The sequence below is a fragment of the Streptomyces sp. NPDC001606 genome, from assembly GCF_053596835.1.
Window position 1 is genome coordinate 297,803 of the sequence record NZ_JBSFHC010000004.1, and the last position, 14,199, is coordinate 312,001.

The following is a 14,199-nucleotide window of genomic DNA, read 5'->3' on the forward strand; positions in this document are numbered from 1 at the left end:
GGTGCATGTCGTACTCGCCGGTGGGGGGACCGCCGGCCACATCGAGCCCGCGCTCGCCCTCGCGGACGCCCTGCGCAGGCAGGACCCGACCGTGGGAATCACGGCCCTGGGCACGGAGCGCGGCCTGGAGACCCGGCTCGTCCCGGAGCGCGGCTACGAGCTGGCGCTGATCCCGGCGGTGCCGCTGCCCCGTAAGCCCACCCCCGAGCTGATCACCGTCCCGGGCCGGCTGCGCGGCACCATCAAGGCCGCCGAGCAGATCCTGGAGCGCACCAAGGCGGACGTCGTGGTCGGCTTCGGCGGCTATGTGGCGCTGCCCGGCTATCTCGCCGCCAAGCGGCTCGGCGTGCCCATCGTGATCCACGAGGCCAACGCCCGGCCCGGTCTGGCCAACAAGATCGGCTCGCGGTACGCGGCCCGGGTCGCCGTCTCCACGCCGGACAGCAAGCTGCGCGACGCCCGCTACATCGGCATCCCGCTGCGCCGCTCCATCGCCACCCTGGACCGCGCCGCCGTCCGCCCGGAGGCCCGCGCCGCGTTCGGGCTCGACCCGAACCTGCCGACGCTGCTCGTCACCGGCGGCTCGCAGGGTGCCCGGCGCCTCAACGAGGTCGTCCAGCAGGTCGCCCCCTGGCTCCAGCAGGCCGGTATCCAGATCCTGCACGCGGTCGGCCCGAAGAACGAACTGCCGCAGGTGCACCAGATGCCGGGGATGCCCCCCTACATCCCGGTAAGTTACCTGGACCGGATGGACCTCGCGTACGCCGCGGCCGACATGATGCTCTGCCGCGCCGGCGCGATGACCGTCGCCGAACTCTCCGCCGTCGGGCTCCCGGCCGCCTATGTCCCGCTGCCCATCGGCAACGGCGAACAGCGGCTCAACGCCCAGCCGGTGGTGAAGGCCGGCGGCGGACTCCTCGTCGACGACGCGGAACTCACGCCCGAGTGGGTGCAGCAGAACGTGCTGCCCGTGCTCGCCGACCCGCACCGGCTGTACGAGATGTCCCGCGCGGCAAGCGAGTTCGGTCGCCGGGACGCCGACGAACTGCTCGTCGGCATGGTGTACGAGGCGATCGCCTCGCGCCGTTAGGACCGTATGACGAAAGGGCAGTGAGAGCGTGGCCGGACCGACGACCGCCGAGCGCGGGGAACGCCAGCAGGAGTCGTCCGGCCCGCCGCCCGTCCGCCGGCTCGGCCGGGTCCGCCTTCGTGCGGTGGTCGTCCTGGCCGCGGCCGTCGTGTTCCTCGGCGCCGCTGTCTGGGTGCTGTACGGCTCCGAGTGGCTGCGGGTGGAACGCGTCACGGTGTCCGGCACCCGGGTGCTGACCCCGGCCGAGGTGCGCGAGGCGGCCGCCGTGCCGGTCGGGGCGCCGATGATTTCCGTCGACACGGATGCCATCGAGGCGCGTCTTCGCCGGAAATTGGCCCGAATTGACGCCGTTGATGTGGTTCGTTCCTGGCCGCATGGAATCGGCCTGAAAGTGATTGAGCGCACTCCGGTTCTCCTGGTGCCAAAGGGTGCGAAGTTCATCGAAGTCGACCACGAAGGTGTCCGTTTCGCCACGGTTTCCCAGGCACCGAAAGGCGTTCCGCTGCTGGAATTGTCCGCATCCCGTTCCGGTTCCGGCGCCGCCAGCTTCCGGCGCTTCGGCATCGACCGGCTGGACCGCGAGGCGGTGCGGATCGCGGCCGACCTGCCGGCCGCCGTCGCCAGGGCCACCAGGGCCGTCCAGGTGCGCTCCTACGACGACATCGTCGTGGAGTTGGGCGACGGGCGCACCGTGGCCTGGGGCAGCGACGAGAACGGCCGCGCCAAGGCAAGGGCCCTCACAGCTCTCATGAAAGCAGCTCCCGGCGCGCGGCACTTCGATGTCAGCGTTCCCACCGCCCCTGCGTCATCGGGGAGTTGACGCACATCAGCGCAGGCCAGCACCCTGGTTGGGCACTGCTATGGCTGATCACATAGGGTGAAAAGAAAAACGGGAGGTTCGGCGTGTTCGTTGAACGGGCGCCACTTGTCGACTTAGTGTCCTGTTCAGAAGACTCCAGGGAACAGACACACTGGTAACCCTAAACTTCAGGGTTAGGGTTCGGGTCGGCGCTACGGACCGTCCCATTCGGCATCCGTCGTCCCGGCGCGGGGCACCGCCCGGCGGCGACAACGTAATTCGAGGCGAGAGGCCTTCGACGTGGCAGCACCGCAGAACTACCTCGCAGTCATCAAGGTCATCGGTGTCGGCGGCGGTGGTGTCAATGCCATCAACCGGATGATCGAGGTCGGTCTCAAGGGCGTCGAGTTCATCGCCATCAACACCGACGCGCAGGCGCTGTTGATGAGCGACGCCGACGTCAAGCTCGACGTCGGCCGCGAACTCACCCGCGGACTCGGCGCCGGCGCCAACCCGGCCGTCGGCCGCAAGGCCGCCGAGGACCACCGCGAGGAGATCGAGGAGGTCCTCAAGGGGGCCGACATGGTCTTCGTGACGGCCGGTGAAGGCGGCGGCACCGGCACCGGCGGCGCGCCCGTCGTGGCCAACATCGCGCGCTCCCTGGGCGCCCTGACCATCGGCGTGGTCACGCGCCCGTTCACCTTCGAGGGACGGCGCCGCGCCAACCAGGCCGAGGACGGCATCGCCGAGCTGCGCGAAGAGGTCGACACCCTCATCGTCATCCCCAACGACCGGCTGCTGTCCATCTCGGACCGCCAGGTCTCGGTCCTGGACGCCTTCAAGTCCGCCGACCAGGTCCTGCTCTCCGGTGTCCAGGGCATCACCGACCTCATCACCACGCCCGGTCTGATCAACCTGGACTTCGCCGACGTCAAGTCGGTCATGTCCGAGGCCGGTTCGGCCCTCATGGGCATCGGCTCGGCCCGCGGCGACGACCGCGCGGTGGCCGCGGCCGAGATGGCGATCTCCTCGCCGCTGCTGGAGGCGTCCATCGACGGCGCCCGCGGGGTGCTGCTCTCCATCTCCGGCGGCTCCGACCTCGGTCTGTTCGAGATCAACGAGGCGGCCCAGCTGGTCAGCGAGGCGGCCCACCCCGAGGCCAACATCATCTTCGGCGCCGTCATCGACGACGCCCTCGGCGACGAGGTCCGGGTCACCGTGATCGCGGCCGGCTTCGACGGCGGCCAGCCCCCGGCCCGCCGGGACAACGTCCTCGGCTCGGCCTCGGCCTCGGCGCCCACCCGCCGCGAGGAGCCCGCTCCGGTACGGCAGTCCGAGCCCAGCCGTCCCTCCTTCGGCACGCTCGGCAGCGTCAAGCCCAAGGAGGAGCCGGAGCCGGTCGCCGAGCCGGTGGCCGACATCCCGGTCGCCCCGCCGGTGACCCCGGCGCCGCGCCCCTCCTACACGGACAGCGCGGCCGAGGAGCTGGACGTCCCGGACTTCCTCAAGTGATAGGACAGCAGGAAAGCGTGAGCGGCGCGCACTTCGCCTTCACCGACCGGTGGGGTGGGGTGAGCGCCGCTCCGTATGAGGAGCTCAACCTCGGCGGCGCGGTCGGCGACGACCCGGCGGCCGTACGGGCCAACCGGGACCTCGCCGCCGCATCCCTGGGCTTCGGCCCGGACCGGGTCGTCTGGATGAACCAGGTGCACGGCGCCGAGGTGGCCGTGGTGGACGAACCGTGGGGCGAGCGGCCGGTGGTGCCGGAGGCCGACGCGGTCGTCACCGCCCGGCGCGGACTCGCCCTCGCCGTGCTCACCGCGGACTGCGTGCCGGTCCTGCTGGCCGACCCCGTCGCCGGGGTCGCCGCCGCGGCCCACGCGGGCCGGCCCGGCATGGTCAAGGGGGTCGTCCCGGCCGCCGTACGGGCCATGATCGAACTCGGCGCCGTCCCCGGGCGGATCGTCGCCCGCACCGGACCGGCGGTGTGCGGCCGGTGCTACGAGGTGCCGGAGGCGATGCGCGCGGAGGTGGCCGCCGTCGAGCCGGCGGCGCACGCCGAAACCAGCTGGGGCACGCCGGCGGTCGATGTGAGCGCCGGGGTGCACGCACAGCTCGACCGGCTCGGGGTGTGCGACCGGGCGCAGTCGCCGGTGTGCACGCTGGAGTCGGGGGACCACTTCTCGTACCGCCGCGACCGCACCACGGGTCGGCTCGCGGGCTATGTCTGGCTGGACTGATGGGGCATGACGGACCGTAAGACCGAACTCGCCGCGAACCTGGCGAATGTGGAGGAACGCATCGGCGCCGCCTGTGCGGCGGCCGGGCGGGCGCGGGAGGAGGTGACCCTGATCGTGGTCACCAAGACCTACCCGGCGAGCGATGTGCGGATTCTGTCGGAACTCGGTGTGCGCCATGTCGCCGAGAACCGGGACCAGGACGCGGCACCGAAGGCCGCCGCATGTGCGGATCTGTCCTTGAAGTGGCATTTTGTCGGCCAGTTGCAGACCAACAAGGTCCGTTCCGTGGTCGGTTACGCGGATGTCGTGCAGTCCGTGGACCGTTCCAGGCTTGTCACGACTCTGTCGAAGGAGGCCGAGCGCGTCGGGCGCGAGGTGGGGTGCTGCATCCAGGTCGCGCTGGACGCGGGTGAGAGCGGCCGCGGTGAGCGCGGGGGCGTGGCTCCCGAGGGAATCGAAGAGTTGGCCGACCTTGTCGCCGCCTCGCCCGGGCTGCGGCTCGACGGACTGATGACCGTCGCCCCGCTCACCGGCGAGTACGCGGGACGCGAACAGGCGGCGTTCGAGCGGCTCATGGATTTGTCGACTGACCTGCGCCGAGCCCATCCGGCTGCAACCATGGTGTCAGCAGGGATGAGTGCGGACCTCGAACAGGCCGTGGCCGCCGGGGCGACACATGTACGCGTCGGCACCGCGGTACTCGGAGTCCGCCCGAGGCTCGGGTAACGTCGCCAGGAAGTCGGACCACAGCAGAAAATATGGTCAATGCCCGTGAAGGTGGGCGCAACGACCACGTGGATCGCGGGCACTTGGCAGTCGTCAGTCGATCCACCACAGAGCGGAGGACTCAGAGCATGGCCGGCGCGATGCGCAAGATGGCGGTCTACCTCGGCCTCGTGGAGGACGATGGGTACGACGGCCGCGGATTCGACCCCGACGACGACTTCGAGCCCGAACTGGACCCGGAGCCCGAGCGGGACCACCGACGGCACGAAGTGTCGCATCAGTCACATGGTGCACATCAGTCCCAAAGGGACGAAGAGGTGCGAATCATCCAACCGCCCGCGCCTCGCGAGCCGGTGGCCCGTGCGACCTCGCTCACCGCGGAATCCTCGCGTCCGGCGCGGATCGCGCCCGTGGCGTCCATCACACAAGAACGTCAGTCCCTGGAGAAGAACGCACCGGTGATCATGCCCAAGGTCGTGTCCGAACGAGAGCCGTACCGGATCACCACGCTTCACCCGCGGACCTACAACGAGGCCCGTACCATCGGGGAACACTTCCGTGAGGGCACCCCGGTGATCATGAATCTGACTGAGATGGATGACACAGACGCGAAGCGACTTGTCGACTTTGCGGCCGGTTTGGTGTTTGGTCTTCACGGCAGCATCGAGCGGGTGACGCAGAAGGTGTTCCTGTTGTCTCCTGCTAACGTCGATGTCACGGCGGAGGACAAGGCCCGCATCGCAGAGGGCGGGTTCTTCAACCAGAGCTGAGACGCAGACCGGACCGAAGCACGGAAGAGCACGGGAAACAGGGGAGAGGGAAGCGCAAGCCATGAGCGTGTTCGCGCAGGTGATCTACATCGCGCTGATGGTGTTCCTCGTCGTGCTGATCTTCCGGCTGGTCATGGACTACGTCTTCCAGTTCGCCCGCTCGTGGCAACCCGGCAAGGCGATGGTGGTGCTCCTGGAGGCCACCTACACTGTCACCGATCCACCGCTGAAGCTTCTGCGGCGGTTCATCCCGCCGCTGCGTCTCGGGGGCGTGGCGCTCGACCTGTCCTTCTTCGTACTGATGATCATCGTCTACATTCTCATCGCCATCGTGCAGAACTTCATGAGATGAGCGTGTGGACGACCCGGTCTTGCCGACTGCCGATGACTACGTTGAGGTGAAGAGATGCCGTTGACCCCCGAGGACGTGCGGAACAAGCAGTTCACGACCGTCCGCCTCCGAGAAGGCTATGACGAGGACGAGGTCGATGCCTTCCTCGACGAGGTCGAAGCCGAACTGACCCGTCTGCTCCGCGAGAACGAGGATCTGCGCGCCAAGCTGGCCGCCGCCACGCGCGCCGCCGCGCAGAACCAGCAGAACATGCGCAAGGGTCCGCCGGAGCAGGACCAGCAGCAGAACCCCCAGCAGCAGGGCATGCGAGGTCCCGGCGCGCCGGTGCCCGCCGGCATATCGGGCCCGCCGCAGCAGCAGATGGGTGGCCCCATGGGTGGCCCGCCCCAGCTGCCGAGCGGCGCCCCGCAGCTGCCCGCCGGTCCCGGCGGCCAGGGCGGCCCGCAGGGTCCCGGTCCGATGGGCCAGGGTCCGATGGGTCAGGGCCCGATGGGTGGACAGCCCCCCATGCAGCAGCAGATGGGCATGGGCGGCCCGATGGGCGGCCCCATGGGCGGCCCCGGCATGCCCGGTCAGGGCCCTGGTGGCGACAGCGCCGCCCGCGTCCTCTCGCTGGCCCAGCAGACCGCCGACCAGGCGATCGCCGAGGCCCGCTCCGAGGCCAACAAGATCGTCGGCGAGGCCCGCAGCCGCGCCGAGGGTCTGGAGCGTGACGCCCGGGCCAAGGCCGACGCCCTGGAGCGGGACGCGCAGGAGAAGCACCGCGTCGCGATGGGCTCCCTGGAGTCCGCCCGCGCCACGCTGGAGCGCAAGGTCGAGGACCTGCGCGGCTTCGAGCGCGAGTACCGCACGCGTCTGAAGTCGTACCTGGAGTCGCAGCTGCGCCAGTTGGAGACCCAGGCCGACGACTCCCTGGCCCCGCCGCGCACCCCGGCGACCGCCTCGCTGCCGCCGTCCCCGGCGCCCTCCATGGCCCCGGCCGGTGCGAGCAGCCCGTCGTACGGCGGCAACCAGACGATGGGCGGCAACCCCGGCCCGTCCGCCCCGTCCTACGGTGGCCAGCAGCAGATGACCCCCGCGATGACCCAGCCCATGGCCCCGGTCCGTCCGCAGGGTCCGTCCCCGATGGGCCAGGCGCCGTCGCCGATGCGCGGCTTCCTGATCGACGAGGACGACAACTGAGCACCCCACGGTGAGTAGTACGCCGTAGGCGTCGGCAACGCTCAATAGGGCGGGCCCCTGGACTCCGGTCCGGGGGCCCGCCCTTTTTACGCGTGTTGCGTGACAGAACCGCGTGTTGCGGGACGGAACCCGGAAGGGCCCGGCCTCCGCGGGGAGACCGGGCCCTTCTCGGTCAGCGCTCGGCGCGCTGTGCCTTACAGCGTGTGCCTTACGCCTTGTGCAGCCGGAACGTCAGGGACAGCCCCTCGTCGGTGAACGGCTCACCGAAGCTGTCGTCGCCCTCGCCCTGCTGGAAGTCCGTCGACAGGACCTCCTCGGCGATCAACTCGCTGTGCTCGGCCAGCGCGGCGGCCACCGCCGGGTCGGTCGACACCCACCGCAGCGCGATCCGGTCGGCCACGTCGAGACCGCTGTTCTTGCGAGCCTCCTGGATCAGCCGGATCGCGTCCCGGGCCAGACCCGCCTGCCGCAGCTCCTCCGTGATCTCCAGGTCCAGGGCGACCGTGGCACCCGAGTCGGAGGCCACCGACCAGCCCTCGCGCGGGGTCTCGGTGATGATCACCTCGTCCGGGGCGAGGGCGACGGTCTCCCCGTCGACCTCCACGGACGCCGTTCCCTCGCGCAGCGCCAGCGACAGCGCGGCCGCGTCGGCGCTCGCCACCGCCTTCGCCACGTCCTGCACCCGCTTGCCGAACCGCTTGCCCAGCGCACGGAAGTTGGCCTTGGCGGTGGTGTCCACCAGGCTGCCGCCGACCTCCGACAGGGACGCCAGCGAGGTGACGTTCAGCTCCTCGGTGATCTGGGTGTGCAGCTCCGGGTCCAGGGACTCGAAGCCGGTCGCGGCGATCAGCGCGCGGGACAGCGGCTGGCGCGTCTTGACGCCCGACTCCGCGCGCGTGGCCCGGCCCAGCTCCACCAGCCGGCGCACCAGGACCATCTGCCGCGACAGTTCCGGGTCGATCGAGGACGGGTCCGCCTGCGGCCAGGCGGCCAGATGCACCGACTCCGGGGCGCCCGGGGTCACCGGCACGACCAGGTCCTGCCACACCCGCTCGGTGATGAACGGCGTGATCGGCGCCATCAGCTTGGTGACCGTCTCCAGCACCTCGTGCAGCGTGCGCAGCGCGGCCTTGTCGCCCTGCCAGAAGCGGCGCCGCGAACGGCGGACGTACCAGTTGGACAGGTCGTCGACGAACGCGGACAGCAGCTTGCCGGCGCGCTGGGTGTCGTACGTCTCCAGCGCCTCGGTGACCTGGCCGACGAGGGCGTGCAGCTCGGACAGCAGCCAGCGGTCCAGCACCGGGCGCTCGGCCGGGGCCGGGTCGGCGGCGCTGGGCGCCCAGCTCGTCGTACGGGCGTACAGGGCCTGGAAGGCGACCGTGTTCCAGTAGGTCAGCAGCGTCTTGCGGACGACCTCCTGGATGGTGCCGTGACCGACCCGGCGGGCCGCCCACGGGGAGCCGCCGGCCGCCATGAACCAGCGCACCGCGTCCGCGCCGTGCTGGTCCATGAGCGGGATCGGCTGGAGGATGTTGCCCAGGTGCTTGGACATCTTGCGGCCGTCCTCGGCGAGGATGTGGCCGAGGCAGACGACGTTCTCGTACGACGACTTGTCGAAGACCAGGGTGCCGACCGCCATCAGCGTGTAGAACCAGCCGCGGGTCTGGTCGATCGCCTCGGAGATGAACTGCGCCGGGTAGCGGCTCTCGAACAGCTCCTTGTTCTTGTACGGGTAGCCCCACTGCGCGAACGGCATCGAGCCCGAGTCGTACCAGGCGTCGATGACCTCCGGCACGCGCGTGGCCGTCTTGCCGCAGCCGTCGTGGCGGCAGGCGAAGGTGACCTCGTCGATGTACGGCCGGTGCGGGTCGAGGCCCGACTGGTCGGTGCCGGTCAGCTCGGTCAGCTCCGCGCGGGAGCCGACGCAGGTGAGGTGGTCGTCCGCGCAGCGCCAGATCGGCAGCGGGGTGCCCCAGTAGCGGTTGCGGGAGAGCGCCCAGTCGATGTTGTTGTTCAGCCAGTCGCCGAAGCGGCCGTGCTTGACCGTCTCCGGGAACCAGTTGGTCTTCTCGTTCTCCTGGATGAGGCGGTCCTTGATCGCCGTCGTACGGATGTACCAGGAGGGCTGCGCGTAGTAGAGCAGCGCGGTGTGGCAGCGCCAGCAGTGCGGGTAGCTGTGCTCGTACGGGATGTGCTTGAAGAGGAGGCCGCGCTGGGACAGGTCCTCGGTGAGCTTTTCGTCCGCCTTCTTGAAGAAGACGCCGCCGACCATCGGCACGTCCTCCTCGAAGGTGCCGTCCGGGCGGACCGGGTTCACCACGGGCAGGCCGTAGGAGCGGCAGACCTTGAGGTCGTCCTCACCGAAGGCGGGGGACTGGTGGACCAGACCCGTACCGTCCTCGGTGGTGACGTAGTCGGCGTTGACGACGTAGTGCGCCGGCTCCGGGAACTCGACCAGCTCGAAGGGCCGCTGGTACGTCCAGCGCTCCATCTCGGCACCGGTGAAGGTCTGCCCGGTGGGCTCCCAGCCCTCGCCGAGGGCCTTGGCGAGCAGCGGCTCGGCGACGACGAGCTTCTCCGTGCCGTCGGTCGCGACGACATAGGTGACCTCGGGGTGCGCGGCGACCGCCGTGTTGGACACCAGGGTCCAGGGGGTCGTCGTCCAGACCACGAGCGCGGCCTCGCCGGCGAGCGGACCGGAGGTGAGCGGGAAGCGGACGTACACGGACGGGTCGACGACCGTCTCGTAGCCCTGCGCCAGCTCGTGGTCCGACAGGCCCGTGCCGCAGCGCGGGCACCAGGGGGCGACGCGGTGGTCCTGGACCAGCAGCCCCTTGGAGAAGATCTCCTTCAGCGACCACCAGACCGACTCCACGTACTCCGGGTCCATGGTGCGGTAGGCGTCGTCCAGGTCGACCCAGTAGCCCATGCGGGTCGTCAGCTCGGCGAAGGCGTCGGTGTGCCGGGTCACGGACTCACGGCACTTGGCGTTGAACTCGGCGATGCCGTACGCCTCGATGTCCTGCTTGCCGGAGAAGCCCAGCTCCTTCTCGACCGCCAGCTCCACGGGCAGGCCGTGGCAGTCCCAGCCGGCCTTGCGGGCCACGTGGTAGCCGCGCATGGTGCGGAAGCGAGGGAAGACGTCCTTGAAGACGCGGGCCTCGATGTGGTGGGCGCCGGGCATGCCGTTGGCGGTGGGCGGGCCTTCGTAGAACACCCATTCAGGGCGGCCCTCGGACTGCTCCAGGCTCTTGGCGAAGATCTTCTGCTCACGCCAGAAGTCGAGCACGGCGTGCTCAAGAGCGGGCAGGTCGACCTGTGCGGGCACCTGGCGGTACGTCGGCGCTGTCATCTGCGAGCATCCTCCAACGGACTTGCTGCCTTCCGTCGGAGGGACGAGAGCCTGCTGTTCAGCCTGCGCCGGTGCGGCGCGCTCCCGCGGTACCACCCTCCTTGGCCCGCCGCCGCGCCGTACGCGTCGGTGAGCCCGCTCATTGGCTCGCGAAGCCGGTTCTACCGGCCCACAGGGGGCTTTCTTCCGGCGGCTCCGGGGTGATCTTCACGACGCGCTCACCCCCGGGCTCACACCGTCCCCGGGTCGCTCTGGGCTGCGTACGCCGCTACTCGTCCCCATCCACGCTTTTCGCTCCGCCCAGTGTACGGCGCCGCGCGGACAGCGGCCGACCGTATTCCGGGGCGGCGCGGCGGAGGGCGCGGAAGGCGGCCGGATGACCCGAATGGCGAGGGGGCGGGGGGACGCGTCCGGCGAGCCCCGGCCCGGCGGATTACCCGGCGGGGAGCTGGGCACAACGGTTGCAGGCCCGCTGCGCGGGGGTGCGGGCGGGCGAATCGGGCGGTGTGCCCCGTTGCCGCGGGACTCGAGTCGATTTATCGTCCCAGCACGATTCGCGAGCAAGATCACAATATGTGAAGGGGCCGCGGCCATGGTGGCGAAAGAGACCGCCGTACAGCAGGGTGCCGCCTCCACGGGCCGGGCGGGACCGGTGAAGACGGCCGCCGGGAAGACGGCTGCCGGTAAGACGACCGCCGGTGCCGGGAAGACGACGACTGCCAGGAAGGCGACCGCGCAGAAGCCGGCCGCGAAGAAGACGGCGGCGAAGAAGACTGCCGTGAAGAAGACAGCCGTGAAGGAGCCGGCTGGGCAGAAGGCGGCCGCGCAGCAGACAGCGGCGAAGAAGACGGCCGCGAAGCAGACGGTGGCGAAGAAGACGGCCACGAAGCAGGCGGCGGCGAGGCGGACGGCGGCGAAGGACGCTGCCGTGAAGGAGCCGGTCGGGCAGCACGCTGTCGGCCGGCAGGCCGCCGAGAAGACGGCCGCCGGGACGACGGCCGTCGAGCGGGCCGCCGGAAAGAGCACGGCCAAGAAAGCGGGCGCGGCGCGGGCCGCGAAGCAGACGGGAGCCACGACAGTGGGTGCGAAGAAGACTCCTGGTACGGCCACGGCCGAACAGACCGCAGTGCCCAAGGCGCGGGCCTCCGCGGCGGACCCCGGCGAGCTGGCGGTACGCCCCGGAGAGGACCCCTGGACCGCACAGGAGGTCGAGGAGGCCCGTACGGAGCTCCAGTCGGAGATGACGCGGCTGCGCGAGGAGATCAGCTCCTCCGAGGCCTCCCTGGTCGGCCTGATGCGGGACTCCGGGGACGGCGCCGGCGACGACCAGGCCGACACCGGCACCAAGAACATCACGCGCGAGCACGAGCTGGCGCTGGCCGCCAACGCGCGCGAGATGCTGACCCAGACCGAGCGCGCCCTGGAGCGGCTGGACGCGGGCACCTACGGCCTCTGCGAGAACTGCGGCAACCCCATCGGCAAGGCGCGCATGCAGGCCTTCCCGCGGGCCACCCTGTGCGTGGAGTGCAAGCAGAAGCAGGAACGTCGCTCCTGAGCGTCCGGGGCCGTCGGACCGTGCCGTAGTCTCGTCCTCAGTCAGGCACCTAGGTCGAGGGACTCACGTGGCAGAGGCGGAGCGCATCATCGGTACGCCGGATACCCCGGACGACACAGAGCAGTCGGCGGCGGCCCAGCAGCGGACGGGCCGCCGGCGCCGGATCGGCGTGCTGTTCGCGGTGGCCGCGTTCGCCTACGCGCTCGACCTGGTCAGCAAGCTGCTCGTGGTCGCCAAGCTGGAGAAGCACGCGCCGATCCAGCTGCTCGGGCAGTGGCTGGAGCTGCACGCCCTGCGCAACCCGGGGGCCGCCTTCGGTTTCGGGGCGGCCTTCACGGTGATCTTCACGCTGATCGCCGCGGCCGTGATCGTCGTGATCATCCGGCTGGCCCGCAAGCTGTACAGCCTGCCCTGGGCGATCGCGCTCGGCCTGCTGCTCGGCGGCGCCCTCGGCAACCTCACCGACCGGATCTTCCGCTCGCCCGGCCTCTTCGAGGGCGAGGTCGTGGACTTCATCGCGCCCAAGGGCTTCGCGGTGTTCAACCTCGCCGACTCGGCGATCGTGTGCGGCGGCATCCTGATCGTGCTGCTGTCCTTCCGCGGCCTGGACCCGGACGGCACCGTCCACAAGGACTGAGGCCGAGGCCGTCCACAGGCGGTTTTCCACAGGCTCGTGCGGGCCGGTTCCGCCCGTCCGGCATACTCGACGGGTGAGCACGATTCCCGAGATCCGTACCCTGCCCGTGCCCGACGGCCTGGAGGGCGAGCGCGTCGACGCCGCCATCTCCCGCATGTTCGGCTTCTCCCGCACCAAGGCCGCGGAGCTGGCCGCGGCCGGCAAGGTCCAGGTCGACGGCGCGGTGGTCGGCAAGTCCGAGCGGGTGCACGGCGGCGCCTGGCTGGAGGTCGAGATGCCGCAGGCGCCCCAGCCGGTGCAGGTGGTCGCCGAGCCGGTCGAGGGCATGGACATCGTGCACGACGACGATGACGTGGTCGTGATCGTCAAGCCGGTCGGCGTGGCCGCGCACCCCTCCCCGGGCTGGACCGGCCCGACCGTCATCGGCGGTCTCGCCGCCGCCGGATACCGGATCTCCACCTCCGGCGCCGCCGAGCGCCAGGGCATCGTGCACCGGCTGGACGTCGGCACCTCCGGCCTGATGGTCGTCGCCAAGTCCGAGTACGCGTACACCTCGCTCAAGCGCCAGTTCAAGGAGCGCACGGTCGACAAGCGCTACCACACCCTGGTCCAGGGCCACCCGGACCCCACGAGCGGCACCATCGACGCCCCGATCGGCCGCCACCCGAACCACGACTACAAGTGGGCGGTCACCGCCGACGGCAAGCCCTCGGTGACCCACTACGACCTCGTCGAGGCGTTCCGCGCGGCCTCCCTGCTGGACGTGAAGCTGGAGACCGGCCGCACCCACCAGATCCGCGTCCACATGGCCGCCCACCGCCACCCCTGCGTCGGCGATCTCACCTACGGCGCCGACCCGACCCTCGCCAAGCGGCTGCGGCTCACCCGCCAGTGGCTGCACGCCGTACGCCTCGGTTTCGAGCACCCCGGGGACGGCAGCTGGGTGGAGTTCGAGAGCCACTACCCCGAGGACCTCCAGCGAGCCCTCGACCAGGTCCGCGAGGAGACCTACGCGTGAGCGTGCCGTACACCCTCCGGGTCGCCGAGGACCCCGCCGACCGCGAGGCCTGCTTCGCGGTCCGCAAGGAGGTCTTCGTCCACGAACAGGGCGTCGCCGAGGACATCGAGTACGACGCCTACGACGCCGTGGCCGTCCATGTGCTGGCGGTCCGGGCGGACGGGGTGCCGCTCGGCACCGGGCGGCTGCTGCACGGCGCCGCGGCCGCCGCCAAGACCGGCGGCGACCCGGAGGTGGGCTCCCTGGGGCGGCTCGCCGTCTCCCGGGAGGCCCGCGGGCTCGGCGTCGGCGTGGCCCTGGTGCGGGCCATCGAGGACGCGGCACGCGCCCGCGGCCTCACCGCGGTCGACCTGCACGCCCAGACCCACGCCCTCGGCTTCTACGAGCGGCTGGGCTACGCGGCGTACGGCCCGGAGTTCCCGGACGCCGGCATACCCCACCGGGCGATGCGCCGCGCGCTGTAGCGGCGCACCGCCGG

Annotated in this window: 13 protein-coding genes; 12 read left to right on the plus strand and 1 reads right to left on the minus strand. The window is 70.7% G+C overall.

All coding sequences use genetic code 11. The annotated features are described in order from the left end of the window. Position 1: 1 nt before the first annotated feature. The 8 genes from murG (at position 2) to ACWCV9_RS11125 (ending at position 7,159) form a co-directional block, all read left to right on the plus strand. Positions 2-1,090, plus strand: coding sequence for an undecaprenyldiphospho-muramoylpentapeptide beta-N-acetylglucosaminyltransferase (gene murG, locus ACWCV9_RS11090; RefSeq protein WP_385843951.1), 1,089 nt, complete (start codon positions 2-4; stop codon positions 1,088-1,090). Positions 1,091-1,118: 28 nt separating this feature from the next. After that, positions 1,119-1,910 (plus strand): cell division protein FtsQ/DivIB, encoded by a 792-nt coding sequence (locus ACWCV9_RS11095; RefSeq protein WP_450785616.1) that lies wholly within the window; start codon positions 1,119-1,121, stop codon positions 1,908-1,910. Positions 1,911-2,189: 279 nt separating this feature from the next. Beyond that, positions 2,190-3,401, plus strand: a complete 1,212-nt coding sequence (ftsZ, locus tag ACWCV9_RS11100; protein ID WP_385843948.1) for a cell division protein FtsZ — start codon at positions 2,190-2,192, stop codon at positions 3,399-3,401. Continuing rightward, the gene (gene pgeF / locus ACWCV9_RS11105) at positions 3,398-4,129 is read left to right on the plus strand and encodes a peptidoglycan editing factor PgeF (RefSeq protein WP_385843947.1); all 732 of its coding nucleotides are present in this window, start codon (positions 3,398-3,400) and stop codon (positions 4,127-4,129) included. The genes ftsZ and pgeF overlap by 4 nt, the downstream gene beginning before the upstream one ends. Positions 4,130-4,135: 6 nt before the next feature. Beyond that, on the plus strand, positions 4,136-4,855 hold the full coding sequence (locus ACWCV9_RS11110; protein ID WP_450785618.1) for a YggS family pyridoxal phosphate-dependent enzyme: 720 nt from the start codon (positions 4,136-4,138) through the stop codon (positions 4,853-4,855). 128 nt (positions 4,856-4,983) lie between these two features. Continuing rightward, the gene (locus ACWCV9_RS11115) at positions 4,984-5,625 is read left to right on the plus strand and encodes a cell division protein SepF (RefSeq protein ID WP_450785620.1); all 642 of its coding nucleotides are present in this window, start codon (positions 4,984-4,986) and stop codon (positions 5,623-5,625) included. Positions 5,626-5,686: 61 nt separating this feature from the next. Continuing rightward, the gene (locus ACWCV9_RS11120; RefSeq protein ID WP_450785621.1) at positions 5,687-5,977 is read left to right on the plus strand and encodes a YggT family protein; all 291 of its coding nucleotides are present in this window, start codon (positions 5,687-5,689) and stop codon (positions 5,975-5,977) included. A 54-nt stretch (positions 5,978-6,031) separates the two neighbouring features. Further along, entirely contained in the window at positions 6,032-7,159 is a 1,128-nt protein-coding gene (locus tag ACWCV9_RS11125) for a DivIVA domain-containing protein (RefSeq protein ID WP_450785623.1), read from the plus strand. 208 nt (positions 7,160-7,367) lie between these two features. On the opposite strand, the gene ileS is transcribed toward ACWCV9_RS11125, so the two are convergent. After that, positions 7,368-10,511 carry an isoleucine--tRNA ligase gene (ileS, locus tag ACWCV9_RS11130; RefSeq protein ID WP_450785625.1) on the minus strand — a complete coding sequence of 1,048 codons (3,144 nt, stop codon included), beginning with the start codon at positions 10,509-10,511 and terminating at the stop codon, positions 7,368-7,370. Between the two features lie 592 nt (positions 10,512-11,103). On the opposite strand from ileS, the gene ACWCV9_RS11135 reads away from it, so the two are divergent. The 4 genes from ACWCV9_RS11135 (at position 11,104) to ACWCV9_RS11150 (ending at position 14,185) form a co-directional block, all read left to right on the plus strand. Further along, positions 11,104-12,066 carry a TraR/DksA family transcriptional regulator gene (locus tag ACWCV9_RS11135; RefSeq protein WP_450785627.1) on the plus strand — a complete coding sequence of 321 codons (963 nt, stop codon included), beginning with the start codon at positions 11,104-11,106 and terminating at the stop codon, positions 12,064-12,066. Between the two features lie 67 nt (positions 12,067-12,133). Further along, complete coding sequence (gene lspA, locus ACWCV9_RS11140; protein ID WP_450785628.1) at positions 12,134-12,703, plus strand: signal peptidase II; 570 nt, start codon at positions 12,134-12,136, stop codon at positions 12,701-12,703. Between the two features lie 73 nt (positions 12,704-12,776). Beyond that, a complete protein-coding gene (locus tag ACWCV9_RS11145) occupies positions 12,777-13,721 on the plus strand; it encodes an RluA family pseudouridine synthase (protein ID WP_450785630.1) in 945 nt (314 codons plus the stop codon). Then, complete coding sequence (locus ACWCV9_RS11150; RefSeq protein ID WP_450785631.1) at positions 13,718-14,185, plus strand: GNAT family N-acetyltransferase; 468 nt, start codon at positions 13,718-13,720, stop codon at positions 14,183-14,185. The genes ACWCV9_RS11145 and ACWCV9_RS11150 overlap by 4 nt, the downstream gene beginning before the upstream one ends. Positions 14,186-14,199 lie beyond the last annotated feature (14 nt).